This window comes from Staphylococcus sp. GDH8C109P (assembly GCF_017893405.1).
Classification (GTDB): Bacteria; Bacillota; Bacilli; order Staphylococcales; family Staphylococcaceae; genus Staphylococcus; species Staphylococcus cohnii.
The window spans coordinates 180844-201557 of record NZ_JAESMX010000013.1 but is presented as its reverse complement, the minus strand read 5'-3'; the positions used below and the strand labels follow the sequence as shown (position 1 = coordinate 201557).

At 31.2% G+C, this 20714-nt stretch carries 20 protein-coding genes and 1 other RNA gene; 17 read left to right on the top strand and 4 right to left on the bottom strand.

Annotated elements, in window-relative coordinates; genetic code table 11:
- Positions 1-44 precede the first annotated feature (44 nt).
- The 4 genes from asnS to KA867_RS05770 all read left to right on the top strand — a co-directional run bounded on the left by asnS (position 45) and on the right by KA867_RS05770 (position 3105).
- Complete coding sequence (gene asnS, locus KA867_RS05785) at positions 45-1337, top strand: asparagine--tRNA ligase (RefSeq protein ID WP_210137332.1); 1293 nt, start codon at positions 45-47, stop codon at positions 1335-1337.
- 106 nt (positions 1338-1443) lie between these two features.
- Positions 1444-2118 carry a DnaD domain-containing protein gene (locus tag KA867_RS05780; protein WP_481906155.1) on the top strand — a complete coding sequence of 225 codons (675 nt, stop codon included), beginning with the start codon at positions 1444-1446 and terminating at the stop codon, positions 2116-2118.
- Positions 2108-2767: an endonuclease III gene (nth, locus tag KA867_RS05775; RefSeq protein ID WP_210137330.1), complete on the top strand. Its 660-nt coding sequence runs from the start codon at positions 2108-2110 to the stop codon at positions 2765-2767. Before KA867_RS05780 ends, nth begins: the two co-directional genes overlap by 11 nt.
- 5 nt (positions 2768-2772) lie before the next feature.
- The gene (locus KA867_RS05770; RefSeq protein WP_210137329.1) at positions 2773-3105 is read left to right on the top strand and encodes a YpoC family protein; all 333 of its coding nucleotides are present in this window, start codon (positions 2773-2775) and stop codon (positions 3103-3105) included.
- 531 nt (positions 3106-3636) lie between these two features.
- On the opposite strand, the gene KA867_RS05765 is transcribed toward KA867_RS05770, so the two are convergent.
- Together KA867_RS05765 and recU are read right to left on the bottom strand one after the other, a co-directional pair.
- The gene (locus KA867_RS05765) at positions 3637-5832 is read right to left on the bottom strand and encodes a transglycosylase domain-containing protein (RefSeq protein ID WP_210137328.1); all 2196 of its coding nucleotides are present in this window, start codon (positions 5830-5832) and stop codon (positions 3637-3639) included.
- Positions 5829-6455 carry a Holliday junction resolvase RecU gene (gene recU, locus KA867_RS05760; RefSeq protein ID WP_210137327.1) on the bottom strand — a complete coding sequence of 209 codons (627 nt, stop codon included), beginning with the start codon at positions 6453-6455 and terminating at the stop codon, positions 5829-5831. Before recU ends, KA867_RS05765 begins: the two co-directional genes overlap by 4 nt.
- Before the next feature lie 250 nt (positions 6456-6705).
- Here recU and KA867_RS05755 point away from each other — a divergent pair, with 250 nt between their 5' ends.
- The 9 genes from KA867_RS05755 (at position 6706) to KA867_RS05715 (ending at position 16168) form a co-directional block, all read left to right on the top strand.
- A complete protein-coding gene (locus tag KA867_RS05755) occupies positions 6706-7044 on the top strand; it encodes a DUF1798 family protein (RefSeq protein ID WP_210137326.1) in 339 nt (112 codons plus the stop codon).
- Positions 7041-7607: an SLOG family protein gene (locus KA867_RS05750; RefSeq protein ID WP_210137325.1), complete on the top strand. Its 567-nt coding sequence runs from the start codon at positions 7041-7043 to the stop codon at positions 7605-7607. Before KA867_RS05755 ends, KA867_RS05750 begins: the two co-directional genes overlap by 4 nt.
- Before the next feature lie 11 nt (positions 7608-7618).
- Positions 7619-7969, top strand: coding sequence for a cell division regulator GpsB (gene gpsB, locus KA867_RS05745; RefSeq protein WP_210137324.1), 351 nt, complete (start codon positions 7619-7621; stop codon positions 7967-7969).
- A gap of 137 nt (positions 7970-8106) precedes the next feature.
- An RNA gene (gene rnpB, locus KA867_RS05740) (RNase P RNA component class B) lies at positions 8107-8480 on the top strand.
- A gap of 162 nt (positions 8481-8642) precedes the next feature.
- The gene (locus KA867_RS05735) at positions 8643-9776 is read left to right on the top strand and encodes a THUMP domain-containing class I SAM-dependent RNA methyltransferase (protein WP_210137323.1); all 1134 of its coding nucleotides are present in this window, start codon (positions 8643-8645) and stop codon (positions 9774-9776) included.
- A gap of 33 nt (positions 9777-9809) precedes the next feature.
- Complete coding sequence (gene rarD / locus KA867_RS05730) at positions 9810-10715, top strand: EamA family transporter RarD (RefSeq protein ID WP_210137322.1); 906 nt, start codon at positions 9810-9812, stop codon at positions 10713-10715.
- 246 nt (positions 10716-10961) lie between these two features.
- The gene (locus tag KA867_RS05725) at positions 10962-11597 is read left to right on the top strand and encodes an SDR family oxidoreductase (RefSeq protein WP_210137321.1); all 636 of its coding nucleotides are present in this window, start codon (positions 10962-10964) and stop codon (positions 11595-11597) included.
- A gap of 227 nt (positions 11598-11824) precedes the next feature.
- Positions 11825-15271, top strand: coding sequence for a dynamin family protein (locus KA867_RS05720; RefSeq protein WP_210137320.1), 3447 nt, complete (start codon positions 11825-11827; stop codon positions 15269-15271).
- Between the two features lie 15 nt (positions 15272-15286).
- Positions 15287-16168 (top strand): 5'-3' exonuclease, encoded by an 882-nt coding sequence (locus KA867_RS05715; RefSeq protein WP_210137319.1) that lies wholly within the window; start codon positions 15287-15289, stop codon positions 16166-16168.
- Positions 16169-16902: 734 nt separating this feature from the next.
- Here the strand turns inward: KA867_RS05715 and KA867_RS05710 are convergent.
- A complete protein-coding gene (locus tag KA867_RS05710) occupies positions 16903-17313 on the bottom strand; it encodes a ribonuclease HI family protein (protein ID WP_210137318.1) in 411 nt (136 codons plus the stop codon).
- Positions 17314-17484: 171 nt separating this feature from the next.
- Here KA867_RS05710 and KA867_RS05705 point away from each other — a divergent pair, with 171 nt between their 5' ends.
- The gene (locus KA867_RS05705) at positions 17485-18030 is read left to right on the top strand and encodes an RBBP9/YdeN family alpha/beta hydrolase (RefSeq protein WP_245355924.1); all 546 of its coding nucleotides are present in this window, start codon (positions 17485-17487) and stop codon (positions 18028-18030) included.
- Between the two features lie 100 nt (positions 18031-18130).
- Here KA867_RS05705 and KA867_RS05700 read toward each other — a convergent pair whose 3' ends face one another.
- Positions 18131-18835, bottom strand: a complete 705-nt coding sequence (locus KA867_RS05700; RefSeq protein WP_210137316.1) for a queuosine precursor transporter — start codon at positions 18833-18835, stop codon at positions 18131-18133.
- A 252-nt stretch (positions 18836-19087) separates the two neighbouring features.
- Here KA867_RS05700 and KA867_RS05695 point away from each other — a divergent pair, with 252 nt between their 5' ends.
- Genes KA867_RS05695 through KA867_RS05685 form a run of 3 tightly spaced genes read left to right on the top strand, consistent with a single transcriptional unit; the run spans position 19088 to position 20694 of the window.
- Positions 19088-19282, top strand: a complete 195-nt coding sequence (locus KA867_RS05695) for a zinc-finger domain-containing protein (protein WP_210137315.1) — start codon at positions 19088-19090, stop codon at positions 19280-19282.
- 16 nt (positions 19283-19298) lie between these two features.
- Positions 19299-19556 (top strand): NifU N-terminal domain-containing protein, encoded by a 258-nt coding sequence (locus KA867_RS05690; RefSeq protein ID WP_210137314.1) that lies wholly within the window; start codon positions 19299-19301, stop codon positions 19554-19556.
- A gap of 19 nt (positions 19557-19575) precedes the next feature.
- Positions 19576-20694 (top strand): conserved virulence factor C family protein, encoded by a 1119-nt coding sequence (locus KA867_RS05685; RefSeq protein WP_210137313.1) that lies wholly within the window; start codon positions 19576-19578, stop codon positions 20692-20694.
- Positions 20695-20714: the final 20 nt, after the last annotated feature.

Sequence of the window (20714 nt, the reverse complement as noted above, 5' to 3'; positions counted from 1 at the left end):
AAGGATTAATAAAAGAAGACTACAAAAATATTAGGAGTTTGGTTATGAAAACAACGATAAAAGAAGCAAAACATTACATTAACCAAGAAGTAACGATAGGTGCTTGGTTAACGAATAAACGTTCAAGTGGTAAAATTGCATTCTTGCAGTTAAGAGATGGTACTGGCTTTATGCAAGGTGTCGTAGTAAAAGCTGATGTAGATGAAGATACTTTTCAATTAGCTAAAGATATTACACAAGAAACTTCATTATATATTACTGGCGTTATCTCAGAAGATAATCGTTCTGACTTAGGTTATGAAATGCAAGTAAAATCTATTGAAATCATTGCAGAAGCACATGATTATCCAATCACACCGAAAAACCATGGTACAGAATTCTTAATGGATCACCGTCACCTTTGGCTACGTTCAAAAAAACAACATGCAGTTATGAAAATAAGAAACGAAATTATTCGTGCAACTTATGAATTTTTTAATAATACTGGTTTTACCAAAATAGATCCACCTATTTTAACAGCTAGTGCACCAGAAGGCACAAGTGAACTATTCCATACTAAATATTTTGATCAAGATGCCTTTTTATCTCAAAGTGGTCAACTCTATTTAGAAGCAGCTGCAATGGCTCATGGTAAAGTATTTTCATTTGGACCGACATTCCGTGCAGAAAAATCTAAAACACGTCGTCATTTAATTGAATTTTGGATGATAGAAGCTGAAAAAGCATTTTGCGATCATAACGAAAGCTTAGAAATTCAAGAACAATATGTAGCTCATGTTGTTAAATCAGTACTAGAAAATTGCAAATTAGAATTAAATATTTTAGAACGTGACACTGAAAAGCTAGAAAAAGTTGCAACTCCTTTCCCACGTATCACATATGATGATGCAGTTGAATTCTTGAAAGAACAAGGTTTTGATGACATTGAATGGGGCGAAGACTTCGGTGCACCTCATGAAACTGCAATTGCAAATCATTACGATTTACCTGTATTTATTACAAATTATCCAACAAAAATCAAACCATTCTATATGCAACCAAATCCTGATAATGAGGATACTGTGTTGTGTGCAGATTTAATCGCACCCGAAGGATATGGTGAAATAATTGGTGGTTCTGAACGTATTAATGACCTTGAATTACTAGAACAACGTATCAATGAATTTGAATTAGATGCTGAAAGTTATAGTTACTATTTAGATTTACGTCGTTATGGCAGTGTACCTCATAGCGGGTTCGGATTAGGACTTGAAAGAACAGTTGCATGGTTATCAGGTGTAGAACATGTTCGTGAAACTGCACCATTCCCTCGTTTATTAAATCGTCTATATCCATAATATTATCAATACAAGTAACTACCGAAGCTACGTCCAGTCTATTTTATGGCTGGACTTTTTTATAATATTTATACAAGATAAGGAGGGGATGTATTTGAATATAGATATGCTAAAGACTAGACCTGTTGTAATTCACAAAGAATTACTAGAGCACTATAATGAATTAGGTATCAATGAACGTGAATTAGTTATTTTGATAAAATTGATTCATGCATCGGAAATGACCAATAAACAACCATCCATTGAATCTTTACAAAAAGGAACTTCACTAGATTCCAGGGAAATTACTGCCATTATACAAAATCTTATTCAACGTGATTTATTAGAATTAAACGTTAACAAAGATGAAGAAGGCAAATTCACTGAATATATGAATCTCGATCAGTTTTATTATAAACTAAATGATATTATGCAACACGTTAATGATAATAACGATCAAAAACAAACTGAACTTGAATTCAACAAGCTTTTTCAACAAATTGAACAAGCTTTTGGTAGACCGTTATCACCATATGAAATTGAGACATTAAATCAATGGTTAGATGTAGATAAACACGACTTAAATGTGATTCAAGCAGCTTTAGACGAGGCAGAAAGTCAAAACAAAATGAGTTTTAAATATATTGATAGAATTCTATTAAATTGGAAAAAAAATAATGTGAAAACCATTGAAGATTCCAAAAAAATAAGCCGACAGTTTAACCAACCTAAAATGAAACACACAGTAAAAAAAGTGCCTAAATTTGATTGGCTAAATGAGGAGAATCAAGATGATAAGTAATAAAAAATCTTTAGAAATGATTGACGTCATTGCTAATATGTTCCCAAATGCTGAATGCGAACTAGTACATGATAACCCCTTTGAACTAACAATTGCAGTGTTATTATCAGCACAAACTACAGATATTTCCGTCAATAAACTCACTAAAAATCTTTTTAAAAAATATAAAACACCTGAAGATTATCTGAATGTAGATATTTCAGAATTAGAAAATGATCTTCGTACTATTGGCTTATATAGAAATAAAGCTAAAAATATCCAAAAATTATGTGCATCATTACTAAATAAATTTAATGGCGTAATTCCTCAAACACATGCAGAACTTGAAAGTCTAGCTGGAGTGGGGCGTAAAACAGCAAATGTAGTGATGAGTGTTGCTTTTAATGAACCTTCGCTTGCAGTAGATACACATGTAGAACGTGTAGCTAAACGTTTAGGTATTTGTAGGTGGAAAGATAATGTTAGACAAGTTGAAGATAAATTATGCAAAGTAGTACCTAGAGAACGATGGAATAAAACGCATCATCAACTTATTTTCTTCGGACGCTATCACTGTTTAGCACGCAGCCCTAAATGTGATATATGTCCCTTATTTAATGAATGTAGAGAAGGGCAAAAAAGATATAAAGCCAGTTTGAAAGAAGTGTGACATAGTTGATTTCAAAAGAAGATTTTATAAAATTAGAAGCACAAATAGATTTATTCTCGAAACAAAAAAAATTAAATTCTGAAGAAGCTAAGATATTAATTGATGAATATTTTGATATGATTGAAACGTTTTTTAAACAAATCAATCACATTCACACAATTGATTTTGAGCGATTAACCGATTATCCAGTTGTACCAATGAATTTTAAAGAACGTTATCATTATATGATTGCGCGTAAATATCATTTTATGGGTTATAGTCAAATGAAGACACTTAAATCAGAATTAATTAAAATGAATGCATCATACCAAATACGTAGCAAAAATAAAGGCCATTAACACAAAAATTTAGCGTTGAAATGGAGTTACAAAACAATTTTGTGATGCCATCACAATCATATAGCAATAATTCAAACACAATAGGTCATGAAAACATCATTCATTCGTCCAGACTTATTCATCTGGTCAATTAATAGTAGAACTGAAATTAAAAAGTCCCACTTCTCAATTTATTGAGTAAGTGGGACTTTTGCATATGCTACAGTTCAGATAATACTCTTATACTTTTTTCAATTTTGGCCATCCTTACCGAAATGGACGACGAAACCGTTTTAGTAAAATTTGATTTCTATCTCACTCTTTTTACTTAATTTCCAAAATTTTGGTACGCTATGTTTTTTAAACTTTTACTTGATACTTAGTTTCTTATTCATACAATTCCATAAAATGTCAATAAGTAACAAAATCTCTATAAAATAAAGAAAACGCCAATTTCTATATAATTTCAATAGAAATTGACGTTTATAAGCAATGATGATAATTAAGCGTTTTTTGAGCATTGAAATAAATACTCAAAACTTAATTTAATAGTTATTGCGCTCTGGATAAGCCATTAGAATTACTTGTATTACTACTGTTTGAGCTAGCTGATGAAGAATTATTGCTATTGCTATTATTATTACTGTCACCGCTATTACTACTACTGCTGCCACCTTGTCCTCGAGGCTTACTACTTGTTGTGTTGTCATCAGGATGTCCTGCAACAGATAGACTATCTTTACTATCACCATTTACTGAATCAGGTTTACTAAAGTCTTTGCCATCTCTTGGTGAGATATTGCTCATTACATCCTCGAATAGGTATTGAGGATACTCTTGTTCATCATGTCCAACAAATGAATTTACGCCGCCTTGTTTAACTTCTTTGAAGCCCATCCATACAGACATGCTGTATTTTGGCGTGAAGCCATTCATCCATACATCTTTTGCAGCATCATCAGGCAAGCCATATTGTTGGTAAGTTTGATCACCATAAGTACCTGTACCAGTTTTTGCTGCAACGTTCACACCAGAGATACCGTGGCCATATGCAGAACCATATGCTTCAAATGTACCTTTAAGTACTTCTGCCAACATATAAGAAGTGGAATCTTTCATTGCTTTCTTACTTGTATGATCGTAATTAATTGTTTCTCCATCTTCTTTTTCTACTTTTTTAATAGAATGTGCATTATTATATTCGCCACCATTTGCTATAGATGCAAATGCAGATGCTAATTGTGTAGGGGAGAATTCTGATGATGAACCACCTAATACTTCAGAAGGTCCTATATCTCCCTCATATTCTAAACCAACTTTATTAGCGAAATCTTTTGGTGCGTCATTTCCAGCATTCTCTTTTGAAGATTGCCAAGCTTTTAATGCTGGTATATTGAAACTTTGACGTAAAGCGTCATACAATTTAACTTCGCCATGACCTTTAGTATCATAGTTTCTAAATGTGACACCGTCAACTTGATAAGCTTCTTCATCCTGAATTGCGTGATTCGTAGCCCAATTCATATTTTCAATGGCAGGGCCATACGCTAAGAATGGTTTTAATGATGAACCAGTAGGGTGTGCATCTGTAGCTAAGTTTCTATCAACAATATCTTTATAATTTCTACCGCCAGATATTGCAACTAAACCACCAGATTCACTGTCTACAATAGAAGCACCAACTTGTTGGTCTTCATTTTTATAGTAACCACCATTATCTACACGGTCTTGCAGTGTTTGTTGGACATCTTTGTCCATATTTGTGTAGATTTTGACACCACTATTAAGAACTTCACCTAAATCTTTGCCTTTAAATGCTTTATTATTCATTAATTCAGATTTTACGAAGTTAACGTAAGAATCATATTCAGGATTTGAACTTTTATCGCTCACTTGGCGATCTTCTGAATCACGTTTTACTAAGTTATCTTCTAATGAAGTATTTTGTGCTTCTTCTTTTTGTTTCTTAGTAATACGATTATGATATTCCATTAAGTATAAAACAGTATCTTTACGTGATTCTGCTTCTTTTGGATGATCATAAATATTATAAGTATTAGGAACTTGTGGTAAACCAGCTAGATATGCCGATTCAGCTAAATTTAAATCTTTCAAGTCCTTATCAAAGTAATATTTAGCTGCAGCTTTCACACCATAAACACTGTCAGAATAGTAAATTTTATTTAAATACATCTCAAAAATTTCATCTTTACTATACTCTTGTTCGAGTCTATATGATAAATAAGCTTCTTGTGCTTTACGTGCTATTGATTTTTGATCCGTTAAGAACGAACGCTTAACTACTTGTTGCGTTAATGTTGATGCACCTTGCGAACCAAATCCACCCGTAAAGTTTTTAGCCACTGCACCAAACAAACGTTTATAGTCAAGTGCACCATGGTCATAGAAACGATTATCTTCTGTTGCCAAGACAGCTGATTTCATGCTTTTAGGTACTTCATCTAAATCAACATGTTCACGTCTTTGCCCATTATCAATCGTTTTAATCAAATCGCCATCTTTATCATATATTTTAGCAGGAATTGGATCTTGTAATTTTGATTCTGTAAATGCAGGTGCTTTCCAAGCGTAATACGCAAATAACAAAATACCAATTAATGCTAGAACAATGAAGGCTATGATGAGAAACCCGATTATCTTAATAATCGTTCTTTTTATATTCCTATTCTTTTTTTCTCCGGACTTATCATTCTTATTTGAATCGGAAGTCCTTTTTTTCTCCGTCATACGCGGTCCTCACTTTCATCTAATATCAACTTATCAACTGCTTTGAGGTAATTCAATCTTGGTTGATACTGATAAGGAATATAGTAACCATTTTTTCTAATTTCTTCAACCGTAATCGACTTTTTAATTTCTTTTTTGTACCGATGCCAATAATATTTAAATTTGCTATAAGGTAACAAATAAACTTCATCTAATGATTTAAAGCGAATTAATAAAAAAACAATTCCTCCTTGGTCATAGCAAGCATCCATATGCACCACTTGGTGTTCATGCATGTTATTCAACGGAAAAGAAGTTTTATTTTTAGTTTCTTTCGCTTCAAAATCTAAATAGTGTGCTTTGTAAATACCATTGTAATCAGTAGTCGAAGGCGTTCGGAAATAAGCCTCATTAATTACCGCCTTACTTCTCATAGGATAATGAACATTAACTATTTGAACGGGGGTGGGCTTTTTATGTATAACAGCTTGCCCAAGTTTCAAATAGTGCGTATTAGATAATTCAATATCACTCTCAAGTGACATGCCTCTGCCACCATAGTTTATTTTACTCTTTTCATCCTTATAAGTTCGTCCGACTTGAGACTTATTTCCGTAAAATGGTTTCCCATTTGGATAATTCATTGTTTTTCACCACTTTAATTTGGTTTCAAAAACTTTTTCCATTATACATGAAAATAGTCTTTTTTTCCAAACTATGAAATATGAAGCGATGTATCTGTACATACATCATTATTTATTTTAACGTGCTTTTCTCAATTAAACAATATTTCCCTATAAATATGCCTAGAATATGACATAAATGTTAGATGATTGTTTCACAAATGACTATCAAATTTATTTGTGGTAAATTTAATGTGTAGGAGGAAACTTCATGCAACAATTAATTACCCAACTATTAAATGATGTGCAAATGATGCAAGATAGATATGAATCAGTCAAATCGAAAGATATAGACTATGATTTTTATAAAGATGTTGTTCCATTTACGAGTGACATAGATAAGCTGTTAGAATCACTTAGCACATTCGAGCCTAAAATATTACAACTATCCTATATGAAAAAGAAAAAATTTGATTTACTTATTTCAAATATTGAATCATTGTCAGTAGAATGTCATTTTAAAAGAACTAGCCGTAAATTATTCACAGAAAAAGTTAAGGCAGTACAATGCGATTTAAGTTATATACAAAGAAGTGATGTTACATTATGATAAAGACAGTTTATGTGACTGGCTACAAGTCATTTGAACTTAATATCTTTAAAGATGATACACCTGAAGTTTCTTATTTAAAAAAATTTATAGCACATAAATTAAAATCATTGATTGAAGAAGGGCTTGAATGGGTATTAATACAAGGACAGATGGGTATAGAATTATGGACTGCTGAAGTAGTAATTGATTTAAAGGAAACCTATCCTGATCTTAAACTAGCTGTGGTCACACCATTTTATGGTCACACTGATAGATGGAATGAACAAAATCAAGCAAAATATAATCACATTGTACAACATGCTGATTTTGTAGATAGTGTATTTCATACATCATATGTAGGGCCACATCAATTTAAACAGACAGATCAATTTATGCTCGATCATACTGATCAATCATTACTGATATATGATGAAGAACAAGAAGCTAGTCCAAAATACTTTAAACAAATGTTAGTTGATTTTATGGAAAAAACAAATTATACTTGTGACATTGTTTCGTTCGATGAATTAACGGAATTTATCAACGATTTGCAGTGGTCTCAAGAACAAAGTTTCGAATGAGGTGGAAAAATATGTCAGATGTTTCATTAAAACTATCAGCTAAAGATATTTATGAAAAAGATTTTGAAAAAACTATGACACGTGGTTATAGAAGGGAAGAAGTAGATGCTTTCTTAGACGACATCATAGCAGATTATCAAAAGATGGCAGATTTAGATAATGAAGTTGTTAAACTTTCCGAAGAAAATAACAAATTAAAAAAAGAACTAGAAGAATTGAGATTGCGTGTGGCTACTTCAAGACCGCAAGAGAATAAAAACTTTTCAACAAACAGTAATGCTACAAGCAATACTACTAATAATAACAACGTCGATATTCTAAAAAGAATTTCAAACCTAGAAAAAGCTGTTTTCGGTAAATAATATAACTAACTATCACATCAAATGACTATTTCTACGTAGTTATTATTGCGTACATAAAGATAAGTTTTGGGAAAACCAAAACTTATCTTATTTTTATTTGTTCTAGCCTTTGAAAAGTGATATACTCTTAAAGATGGTGTTTTGGGTAATCGCTATAGCGATATAGAGGAAAGTCCATGCTCACACAATCTGAGATGATTGTAGTGTTCGTGCTTGATGAAACAATAAGTCAAGGCATTAAATTGACGGCAACGAAATAACCTAAGTCTTTAGATAAGGTTAAAATAGTTTGAAAGTGCCACAGTGACGTAGCTTTTATAGAAATATAAAAGGTGGAACGCGGTAAACCCCTCGAGTGAGCAATCCAAATTAGGTAGGAGCACTTATTTAACGGAATTCAACGTATAAATAAGGTATACTTTTAAAGTATATAGACAGATGGTTACCACCAGCGTACGAGTGTAACTAGTACACGTTGGCAGTACAAAGGTACAAAACATGGCTTATAGAAACATCATTACTAGACCCCAAGCTCTCCCACTTAGGAGAGCTTTTTTAATGTTTAAAATTCACATCAAACTTTAATATGAACCTAACCAGAAGTTAAGTCATATCTATTTAAAATAACTTTTGATAAAATTAAATTAAATCAATTTAAAAAAGGAGCAAAACAATGTATCAATTATTAGCTGTATGCCCAATGGGGTTAGAAGCAGTTGTTTCTAAAGAAATCCAAGATCTTGGTTATGCAACAACAGTAGAAAACGGTAAAATCTTTTTCGAAGGCGATGAAACAGCAATAGTTAAATGCAATTTATGGCTAAGAACTGCCGATAGAATAAAGATTGTTGTTGGTCAATTTAATGCAAAAACATTTGATGAATTATTTGAAAAAACAAAAGAACTCCCATGGGAATCGATTATTGAAAAAGAAGGAAACTTTCCTGTACAAGGTCGAAGTGTAAAATCCACTTTATTTAGTGTGCCAGATTGCCAAGCAATCGTTAAAAAAGCAATTGTTGAACGTTTAAAAACTGCTTATCAAGAAAAAGGGTGGCTAGATGAATCAGGTGCTAAGTATCCAGTTGAAGTAGCTCTATTAAAGGATAAAGCACTATTGACAATAGATACTTCTGGGTCAGGGCTAAACAAACGTGGTTATAGACTTGCCCAAGGTGAAGCACCAATAAAAGAAACGCTTGCTGCTAGTTTGATTAAATTAGCAAATTGGACAGGTGATACACCATTGATAGATCCATTTTGTGGTTCTGGCACGATTGCGATTGAAGCATGTTTAATAGCTCAAAATATTGCACCTGGTTTTAATCGAGATTTCGTTTCAGAAACATGGGATATTATGCCAGATGGACTATATGATGAATTGCGAGATGAAGCTGATCAACAAGCTCATTACGATAGACCTTTAGAGATTTACGCCTCAGATATTGACCCAGAAATGATAGAAATAGCGCGTAGAAATGCTGAGGAAGTCGGCTTATCAGACATTATTAACTTTAAAGTTCAAGATGTAAACACCTTATCAATAGAGTCAGAAGCGCCAATTGCATTAATTGGTAATCCACCATATGGTGAACGTATTGGTGATAGAGCAGAGGTTGAAGAAATGTATCGTTATATTGGTCAATTAATGCAAGGACATCCTTATTTATCAACTTATATTTTAACAAGTAATAATGAATTTGAATTTTTAGTTAATAAAAAAGCTACAAAAAGAAGAAAGCTATTTAATGGTTATATCGAGTGTACCTATTATCAGTATTGGGGGAATAAAAAACCTAAAAAATAGACTGCATGAATCAATCAGAAAGAGGTGCAACAAATGAATAACGAGTTTAAAAAAGGCATATTTTTTGCTTTTGGTGCATACATTTTATGGGGGATTTTACCAATATATTGGGATTTAATAGAAGATATTGGTGCATTTGAAATATTAGCCTTTAGAATTATACTATCAATGATATTTATGCTGATAGTAGTAATAATCACCAATAATACAGCACCATTTAAACGCGATTTACAACAGCTTATTGCAAATCCTATACAACTCATTGCTATCATAGCTGCTGGCTATGTAATAACAATTAATTGGGGTACTTTTATATGGGCAGTTACGAATGGTCATGTATTACAATCAAGTTTAGGCTATTATATTAATCCACTCGTAAGTATTCTATTAGCGTTAATTTTCCTCAAAGAGCGATTTAATAAATTAGAATGGATTGCTATTGGATTTGCAATCATCGGCGTTTTGTATATGACTATAAGAGTTGGTGTATTCCCAAGTATTTCATTACTATTAGCATGTTCATTTGGTATTTATGGTTTAATTAAAAAAATCGTGCCAATTGATGCAATTAGTAGTATTACAATAGAATGTATTGTTACTGCACCAGCAGGCATTATATATCTATGGTACATATGGCAACAAGGTAGTTTAACTTTTGGTTATAATACCTCATCTTTTTGGTTGATTTTCTCAGGAGCTGTAACAGCAATTCCATTGATACTTTTCTCAGCTGGTGCACGTAGAATTCCATTGTCGCTCACTGGCTTCATACAATACATAGGCCCTACAATTATGTTTGTATTAGGTATTTTCTTATTTAAAGAACCCTTTAGTGTCGACCAATTTATCACGTTCATCTTTATTTGGGTTGGCATAGTAATATATAGTATTTCACAGTATGTAAAAATCAAAAAAAATAATAATCCTGCTATCCGTTAAATGGTATTGATATTTCCCTAAGATAACTTCATAAGAGTTGTTTTTAGGGATTTTATTTTATCTTGAAATTAATCAACACATGTTTACATATCATACAGCTCATTTTATTATATTCTTTTATCGTAAATATATCATTAGTATAAATCATGCATTTGTAGTATTGTGAAATTAGATATAAAGAAAAGCATTCGAAAAATTATTATATATACTACTATTTTTAACCATATATTATAATGGAGTGATTATATGACGAGAGTATTAATACTAGGGGCAAACGGAGCAATTTCTAAAGCAGCTATTAATTCTTTTTTAGAAAATACCTCATATACGCTGAGATTGTTTTTAAGAGACGCGAATAGATTACCTGATTATGCATCAGATCGCATTCGTGTTCGTGAAGGAGACGCTACAAATTTTGAAGATGTTAATAGTGCGATGGAAGATGTAGACATTGTATTTGCTAGTCTTTCAGGTGAATTAGATAAAGAAGCAAGTACTATTGTAAAAGCTATGGAACAGAATCAAGTCGATCGATTAATATTTGTAGCAGCGCTTGGCATTTATAATGAGGTGCCAGGTGAATTTGGCGAATGGGTAAATGAGCAAATCCATAATTACTTACCAATTTATAAAAAAGCAGCCGACACCATTGAAAGCTCAAAGCTCAATTATACGATTTTAAGACCTGCTTGGTTATCAGATATTAACGAAATTGATTATGAAGTTACTCATAAAGATGAACCATTTAAAGGAACAGAAGTTTCCAGAAAAAGTGTTGCTGCTGTTGCATTACAAATTGCCAAAAACCCTGAACTTTATTTAAAAGATAATATTGGTATTAGCAAACCTAATACTAATTTTAGTAAACCAAGATGGAAATAATATTTTAAAAACAACAACATTTTATAATGATTGCAAATGCCACCAATTAAGGTGGTATTTTTAATTTTTATATTAAGTCGCTATCAATAACTTAGTAGTAACTCTTTGATTTTCATTAATAAATAAGTACTAAATACAATATAATTTTGCTAACTTACTTTAGACCCACAATAATTTGTTATACAATAGAACTTAATTACATTTAAGTAATAAAGGGGATACATAACATGTCTAAAACGAAGCAACTCGATATTCTATATAAACTAAAAAAAGAAGTTGAAAAATCAGAAAATCATAGGCTTGTTCATATTATAAATCAAGTTATTAAAAAAATATTTTTAGAACAATATACTGCTACATTTGTTGGTCATTTTTCAGCAGGAAAATCAACGCTCATCAATTTGCTGCTGGAAGAAAATATATTACCAAGTTCTCCAGTACCTACAACTAGTAACACAGCAATCGTTTCGGTATCAGATGAACCAGGTATTATAGCAAATTTGAGTAATCAAAAATATACTTTATTAACAAATTATGATGAAGTGAAACAAATGAATCGCGAAAATATTGATGTTGAATCTGTAGAAATTAAATTCCCTTCTGATAAATTTAATAAAGGGTTCACACTCCAAGATACACCAGGTGTTGATTCTAATGTATCGACACACCAATCTAGTACTGAAGAGTTTATGTATACAAGTAATGTTCTATTTTACACTGTAGACTATAACCATGTTCAATCTGCAATGAATTTTCAATTTATGAAACAGCTTAATCATGCTGGTGTACCAGTAGTTTTTGTTATCAATCAAATAGATAAACATCATGAATCAGAGATTCCATTCGCTACATTTAAACAACGCGTTGAAAAATCGATTGATGAATGGGAAATCAAATTAGATCAAATATTTTATGTTTCCAAATTTGAACATGAACACAATCAAATTCAAGCATTATCAGACTATCTCATTGATAAAGATCAACATAGAGAATCAATGTCGGATTATGTGGAACGTACTATCAATTTTATTACAGACGAACAACTATCATTTATTCAACATGAAATTCAAGCAATTTTAACAGAACTGGATATCTTTGAAGCAGACTTTGACCAAGCATATTTAAACTTCCAACAACATCAGCAAGTGAGTGAGGAAGCAAAATTACTAAATAACCCTGATCAATTGTATGATTTCTTAAAACAAAAACGTAAAGCGATTCTTGACAATGCATATGTAATGACACACGATACTAGGGAAAAAATAAGAACTTATTTAGAAAGCCGAACTAAAGATTTTAAAGTGGGGGGCTTATTCAATAAGAAGAAAAAAACATTAGAAACACAACAAATTAGACTTCAAGAACTACTTGAACAATTACAAGAAAAGGTAAATCAAGAAATACGTCAACCTTTGAGAGAAGATATGTCATTTTTAACTCGGTTTATTAATTCTTCCGAAGTAAATGAAGCTATTTTAAACCAACATTATCAAATCCCTGCAAAACTCGTGAATGATTTGTATCAAATGCAAATATCTATTAGTAATCAATATGTCTTAACATTTTCAGATGATTTAATGAAATCCATCAAACAACATATTGTTAAAGAAACTGAACCATTATTTGAAAAAGCAATAAACCATTCTCAAGCAAACGATATTGGCACAGAAGAAGTAGATGATTATAATGATTACGTTAAATTTATGGAGCTTCGTAATTTAAGAGAATCGCTTGAAACACAAAATTATAGACACTACTATATTCATATTGATGATTCATTAGATAAATTAATAGATAGAGAAGAAATTACTTATCAAGCTAAACCGGAACATTCAGTGACTAAAAAACAAAATCAACCTAATATCACTAACGCAAAATCAACAAATACTTCAATTCAAGATATTAAACGTTCATTAGATTTAATAAAAAATATTCCATTATTTGAACAAACTAAGCAAGATATCAATGATGCATTAAATCGCCTTGATAATAAAATTATTAAAATAGGGGTTTTCGGAACATTCAGTGCCGGAAAAAGTAGTTTAATCAATGCACTACTTGGTGATGCGTATCTTGTAAGCTCTCCAAACCCTACAACAGCTGCAATGACAGAATTGACATATGGTGAGGAAAGTCAAATTGCACTTAAATCGTCAGAACAAATATTAGAAGAATTAAACCAATTATTTGAAGTGGAAAATAAATCTTTTGATTCAATTGAAGCATTTTTAAATCAAAACACACATAAGTTAACAGCATCTTTAGAAAAAAACAAATTAGCATTTATCAATGCAATTGACAAACATTACACGATGTATCAAGAAATGTTAGAACAAGGCTTAACCCATTCCATTGAACAGGGCGAAATTAGAAAATGGAGTGCAGAAGATGAATATGCAACCTTTGTAAATACAGTTCATTTAAGATTACCCATTGATTGGTTAAAAAATAAAGTTATCGTAGATTCACTTGGTTTACATTCCAATAATCAACGCCATACAAATGAAACAGAAAAGATTTTAACTTCTTCAGATTTAATACTTTATGTAAGTTATTTTAATCATTCTTTCACTGATAATGATAAACGCTTTATTGAGCATATGAAAGAAATGAACCAATTAAGTGAAAACCAAGCATTTAAAATGATTATCAATGCTACTGATTTAGCTGAAACTGAAGAAGATCTGAATGCAGTCATAAACTATGTAAGTGATGCACTTAATCACGTAAATATGAATTCTGATATTTTTGCAGTTTCAAGTCGAAAAGCATTGAATACAGGTGACTCAGGGATTGATAAATTAAAAAATAGTATAAACTACTTTACTCAAGTTGAGTCACAAAATATATTGCAACAACAAATGACCAAACAATTAGTAAATATTTCAGAAGCATTTGATCAAATAATAGAAGACGCACAGCATAATCAATCAAAAATTAACCAACGTAAAAAGAAACTAGAACAGTACCAACAACAAATAATACTGAATAATAATATATTACAAATTGCAGTACAACGTGCTTCAAATGAAGTTGAAGATCAAATTTATCACTTAAATGAACGTTTAAAAATTCAATTGCTAGATGAAGTTAAATCAATTTATAACGGTCAAATGACACAAAGCAATAACTTCAATGAAGAAAAACGTCTTTCCACAAAGCAATACTTAGATCAAATTCATCAAAGATTATATTTAGAACAATCCTTACTTGTAGAACGAATTAAAAAGTATTTCATTCAGCAAATACATGAAGAAATCGCACCTTTAAAACAAAAATTGGAACAATTACACATTTTCATAGAACCAGAATTTAATAAAAATAATATGGAACTAGACGATCCATATTTAAAAATTGAATTAAGCCAAATGATCTCTGCTTTGCCTAAATCACTAACTAAAAAGAACATTTTGCAACCAAAAATGCAAAATGAAATTCAAACTTCAATAACTCAAAACACACTTGTGCAACTTAAACCTTGTATTGCTGATTTAAGGAAGGCATTAATTGAAATTGTAAATAAACTGAATAATGATGCAGAAATGAAATTCAATCAGTATGAAAAAGAGATACACGCACAAATTAAACAACTTTTAGCTTTTAATATAGATAATTCATTAGTAAAACAACTTCAAGAAACAAATAGCGAACTAAAAGCGCAGTTGTTAACTTAGAAAGAGGTACGCACAATGTCCAAAAAAATATTATTAATAGATGGTATGGCTTTATTATTTCGTCATTTTTACGCAACGAGTTTACACAAACAATTCATGAGAAATTCATCAGGAACTCCTACGAACGGCGTTCAGGGATTTGTACGTCATGTATTTACCGCAATAAATGAAATACAACCCTCACATGTGGCTGTGTGCTGGGATATGGGAAAATCTACGTTTCGAAATGAAATGTTTGACGGTTACAAGCAAAATCGTCCGGCACCACCAGAAGAATTGATACCACAATTTGATTATGTCAAAGAAATATCAAATCAATTTGGTTTTGTAAATATTGGTGTTCAAAATTATGAAGCTGATGATGTTATAGGGACTTTAGCACATGAGTATTCACAACAAAATCAAATTTATGTAATCACTGGTGATAAAGATATTTTGCAATGTATTAATCCAAATGTTGAAATTTGGCTAACTAAAAAAGGATTCAACATTTACAATCGTTATACCTTAACCAGATTTCGAAATGAATATGGACTAGATCCACTACAACTCATAGATGTTAAAGCATTTATGGGAGATAGCGCTGATGGTTATCCTGGCGTTAAAGGAATTGGAGAAAAAACAGCTATAAAACTCATTCAAAATCATGGTTCAGTTGAAGCAGTGATTGATGCTTTAAACGAATTAACACCTGGTCAACGTAATAAAATAGTAGATAACTTATATAATTTAAAACTTTCTAAATCATTAGCTAAAATTCATACAGAAGTACCAATCAATACTTCCGATTTATTAAATGATATGAAATTTGGAACTGATTTAGCTGAAATACTAAATATTTGTAAAGAGCACGAACTCTACGTATCTGGAAAATATTTAGCCACACACTTTAGTTAAACAAAATAAACAACAATAAAATATACACTCAAAGTTAAGAATCCTAGAACATACAGTTCTTGGACAAGTAAAAAAAGGCAATTTCTATTAAAATAATATAGAAATTGCCTTTTTTATTAATATTTTGATTATAGGTAGCTCATTAAGTTACTACTTTTCTTATATTAAGTGCCATTAACACAAAACCAAATTCTCTTTTGACGTGTATGCATTCACCAAATACATTTTTCAGGGATTGTTTCAACGATTTCTTTAACATGTCGTGACAAATACATATGAATGCGACGTATTTTGGCGAGACGCTTGAGGGAAGAGGACAAGCTTAAAGCTACAGGCTGAAACTACTGCTTAAGAAAGCGCGCCAATCAACAATACGAGGTATGGAATAAAAAAGAAGCACTCAAATGAATTGAATTATCTCACTTGAGTGCTATTTTAAAGGGTTTATGTCCCAATATCCTTAATAATTAGTATCGAATGCTTTTGACCGTGCATACTTGCCTAAGATATAATTTACATAATAAGTGCTTGTGGTCAATCGCTCATACAATTGTTTCGGACGAATTTTCATTAAAAATGTGTTATAAATGCAAAAGAATAACTATTAGCACCAACAACTAAAATGTTTTGCACCAAAAAAGTTAGTGTCTTAATATTTTAAATAGAATTAAACTTTTTTATATCTTACTAGATATCTATCATCGAGACACTATTTTTTACAATAATTTATTGTTTTAACGCTTTTTTCCTGCCGTTTTAGTGATTTTATATAAGGCATTTTTAGCATGATGGTTTGCTTCTTTATTTTGATTTCTTGGAACCCATTTAACAAACAATAAATCAAAAGAGGATTCTAATATTTTTATTTTATGGTAGTAATTTATGAACTGTTTATTTTTCACTTGTCCTTTGTTCATACTATCTTCTATTAATTTCGAATCAGTGTATACGAGTGCTATAGTGATTCCTTGATGTTTTGCACATTCCAATGCAAATACAAAAGCTGCCCATTCTGCACTATGATTATCTAAAATTCCCAAATCAAATTCATAATGCAATCGTTCTTGCTCAGTAATAATAACTATAGAGCATGCACTTTGACCTGGATTACCTGCTGTAGCTGCATCAAAATATATTTTTGCCATAAATTCACCTTCAAATTTAATAAGTTAACTTTATATTAACAAAAGAGCATAAATAAGCATAATCATGCAGACATATTTTTCTTGGAAAATACATCAAAATAACGTAAGCTATTACAGTTAATGAAAATGCACAAAATTAATATATACAAAGGATGATCTTAATTGAAAAACATGTTTATTATACATGGCTATCAAGCCAGTACAAAAAGTCATTGGTTTCAATGGTTAGCCTCTCAGATGAAGCCATATGGTTATAATGTTGAAATTGTATATTTACCAAATTCCGATCATCCTGAACTCGATTCATGGTGTCAGGCTATTGATAACATCGTACAAAATAAATTGAATTCAGAAACAATTATCGTTGCGCATAGTTTAGGTGTCATTTCAATATTACATTATTTAACTTCTTTTAAAGCTAATTCAAAAATAAAAGGGCTGTTTCTAATTTCTGGTTTTAACGAAAAATTGTCTAACATACCTGAACTAAATCAATATATAGATAACACCTGTATTGACATCAATAAATTAAATGCGCGCTACATTATTACAATTGGTGCATTAAATGATCCAGTAGTGAATATAGATGCGACTGATAGATTATCAAATCAATTAAATGTCAAAACACATTACATAAATCATGATGGACATTTTTTAGAAACTGAGGGATATCACACCTTCAATTTCTTAAAAGATAAGATAATGGAAATTTTATAGTTACATTCTAATGTTTGAAATGTAGAAAGCCCGTAAATGAATTTTTAGAAATTCATTTACGGGCTTTTTTTATCAGTTATATTGAAACACTTAATTAAAATTAATAACCTTCATCTAATTTCTGGATCTTTCCTTTTCGGTACATTGATTTAGCCCAATAACCAAAAGGAACATTAAATATAGTAGAAATGATTTTTAATAAATATGTTGTAATAAAGATTTCAAGTACCGCTTCATTTGGCATTGCACCTAAAAAGGCAATAATAACAAATAATGCAGTATCCACGATATTACTTAAAATCGTACTACCATAGGCTCTTATAATAAATGTTTTATCAGAACTGAACACCTTTTTGATTAATGAGAAAAGCAAAACGTCTAAATGTTGTCCGATGATGTATGCTATAACAGAACCTAAAGCAATCCTTGGAACAATATTAAAAATAGATTCTAATGCTTTTTGTGTATTGTCTACTGGAGAAGGTGTGAAATGAAGTGAAAATTGCATCACTATAATCAATACCAACGTTGAACAAAATCCTAGCCAAACTGCACGTTTAGCTATTTTACGTCCGTAGATATCATTTAAAATATCAGTTGCTAAATAAATTGATGCAAACATAACATTTCCCAGTGTTGCTGAAATCGTAAAAATATCGATTGTTTTAATAACTTGAATATTAGCTATAATTGTGCCAATAGCGATCCACGCAATCAAACCATGTTTACCAAACAAACGATACATAGTAACCAATAATATGAAAGTTACTAAAAAAGTAATAACGCCAAATATTTCATTAAACAATTTAATTCCTCCTAAATTTTGATAATGCGGGTGTTTAGAAACCGCAAAATAAACAACTACATTATTTTACTAGAAAATTATAAAAAAGCAAGTTCAAATTGCAAATATTTATCAAATATTTGCACTAATGCTATATTTCAAATTAATGATTAAACAATCGTTGTTACAAATGATATAATGTCTTCAAGTCTCAAATCTTATAATAAATTAGTTAATTGGGTACTTATAATTCATTTTTAGAAATACAGGAGCGTGAAGCGTATTCTAACCTATTCTGAAAAAGAGGCAATTGACGCCATAGACCAATTGATGAACACATATTGTAAAGCGTGTTTATTAAAGCGTCATATTAAAAATACTAATGGCAAGACACAAGCACATCATTTTTGTATAAATGAATGCTCGGTCGGTAAACAAATTAAACAAATCGGTAATGAATTACAATAAAAAGGAGCATACGATTATGGAAATATTAAATGTAGCTACGACACCAAATCCAAATACGATGAAAATTGATTTAAAATTAGATAGTGGTGATAACAAACCCAATACGTATACAAAAGTTAAAGAAGACCAACCAGATTTCATCAACGCAGTATTAGAAGTTAATGGTGTCAAATCTATATTTCAAGCAATGAATTTTATATCAGTTGATAAAAATTCAGATGCAGATTGGGATACACTTTTACCAAATATAACAAAAGCTTTAGAAGAAATATAAAAATAAGGAGGGTGCCTTTATGGAAATTGTACGTGTTGAGCCTACACCTAGTCCCAATACAATGAAAATTGTATTGAGTGAAAAAAGAGAGGATAACCAATCTAATACTTATTCATCAATTGCAAAAGGGCAGCCTGATTTTATCAATGATGTTTTAGAAATTGATGGTGTTAAATCTATATTTCATGTGATGGACTTTTTAGCTGTAGATAAAAAACCAAAGTTTGATTGGGAAGATGTTTTACCTAAAGTAACAGCAACATTAAATGACGAACACGAAGTAACTTCCGAAGCGCTACCAGATGAACATTTCGGTGAAATAAAAGCAGAAGTTTTAACGTTCAAAGATATTCCTTATCAAATTAAACTAACGACAAGTACAGAAGAACAACGTAAACAATTACCTGAAATATATGTCGACAGTATGTTAGCTGCCCAGAAAGATGATGACAACGTTGTGTTTCAACGTAAATGGGAAGATTTAGGTATACGCTATGGTGAGCTCTCCGAGGTTATGGAAGATGTCGTTGAAGAGATAACAGCTATCTATCCCAAAGATCAATTACAAAAACGTGTGGAAGAAGCCTTAGCATCTGACATTACAGTCCCTGAAACCAAATACAAACATGTAACCTTGGAAACATATCAATCAACTGAAAGTTGGAAAGAACGTTTGAGAATGCTAAAATCGTTCCCAACACCTACAATTGAAGATTTACCGTTACTCGGTGAAGTCGTGAGTGATGAACAGAAAACACCATTAAGACGTGAAGCTATCATACTTCTTGGAATGATTGAAGACGAAATTGTACTTCCTTATCTCTATAAAGGGTTAAACGATAAAAGTCCTGCAGTAAGAAGAACTGCTGGTGATTGTTTAAGTGATTTAGGTTTCAAACAAGCATTACCAGAAATGGAAAAAGCATTAGATGATCCTCACAAAATAGTCAGATGGAGAGCTGCTATGTTTATTTTTGATGAAGGTGGACCAGAACAATTAAAATCACTACGCGAACATGCTGATGATTCAGCATATGAAGTGAAACTTCAAATAGAAATGGCTATAACAAGAATTGAAAATGGTGATGAAGCATTAGGTTCCGTTTGGAAGCAAATTGCTAATCGAAATAATGTCTAAAGAAACTATCATTTAATTAA

Bases quoted from the DNA above. Each gene is read 5' to 3' on its own strand.
- KA867_RS05715 (WP_210137319.1), top strand. From the start codon at position 15,287: ATGTCCAAAAAAATATTATTAATAGATGGTATGGCTTTATTATTTCGT.
- KA867_RS05750 (WP_210137325.1), top strand. From the start codon at position 7,041: ATGATAAAGACAGTTTATGTGACTGGCTACAAGTCATTTGAACTTAAT.
- KA867_RS05705 (WP_245355924.1), top strand. From the start codon at position 17,485: ATGTTTATTATACATGGCTATCAAGCCAGTACAAAAAGTCATTGGTTT.
- KA867_RS05780 (WP_481906155.1), top strand. From the start codon at position 1,444: ATGCTAAAGACTAGACCTGTTGTAATTCACAAAGAATTACTAGAGCAC.
- KA867_RS05735 (WP_210137323.1), top strand. From the start codon at position 8,643: ATGTATCAATTATTAGCTGTATGCCCAATGGGGTTAGAAGCAGTTGTT.
- recU (WP_210137327.1), bottom strand. From the start codon at position 6,455: ATGAATTATCCAAATGGGAAACCATTTTACGGAAATAAGTCTCAAGTC.
- KA867_RS05765 (WP_210137328.1), bottom strand. From the start codon at position 5,832: ATGACGGAGAAAAAAAGGACTTCCGATTCAAATAAGAATGATAAGTCC.
- KA867_RS05690 (WP_210137314.1), top strand. From the start codon at position 19,299: ATGGAAATATTAAATGTAGCTACGACACCAAATCCAAATACGATGAAA.
- rarD (WP_210137322.1), top strand. From the start codon at position 9,810: ATGAATAACGAGTTTAAAAAAGGCATATTTTTTGCTTTTGGTGCATAC.
- KA867_RS05725 (WP_210137321.1), top strand. From the start codon at position 10,962: ATGACGAGAGTATTAATACTAGGGGCAAACGGAGCAATTTCTAAAGCA.
- KA867_RS05710 (WP_210137318.1), bottom strand. From the start codon at position 17,313: ATGGCAAAAATATATTTTGATGCAGCTACAGCAGGTAATCCAGGTCAA.
- KA867_RS05720 (WP_210137320.1), top strand. From the start codon at position 11,825: ATGTCTAAAACGAAGCAACTCGATATTCTATATAAACTAAAAAAAGAA.
- KA867_RS05685 (WP_210137313.1), top strand. From the start codon at position 19,576: ATGGAAATTGTACGTGTTGAGCCTACACCTAGTCCCAATACAATGAAA.
- KA867_RS05755 (WP_210137326.1), top strand. From the start codon at position 6,706: ATGCAACAATTAATTACCCAACTATTAAATGATGTGCAAATGATGCAA.
- nth (WP_210137330.1), top strand. From the start codon at position 2,108: ATGATAAGTAATAAAAAATCTTTAGAAATGATTGACGTCATTGCTAAT.
- gpsB (WP_210137324.1), top strand. From the start codon at position 7,619: ATGTCAGATGTTTCATTAAAACTATCAGCTAAAGATATTTATGAAAAA.
- asnS (WP_210137332.1), top strand. From the start codon at position 45: ATGAAAACAACGATAAAAGAAGCAAAACATTACATTAACCAAGAAGTA.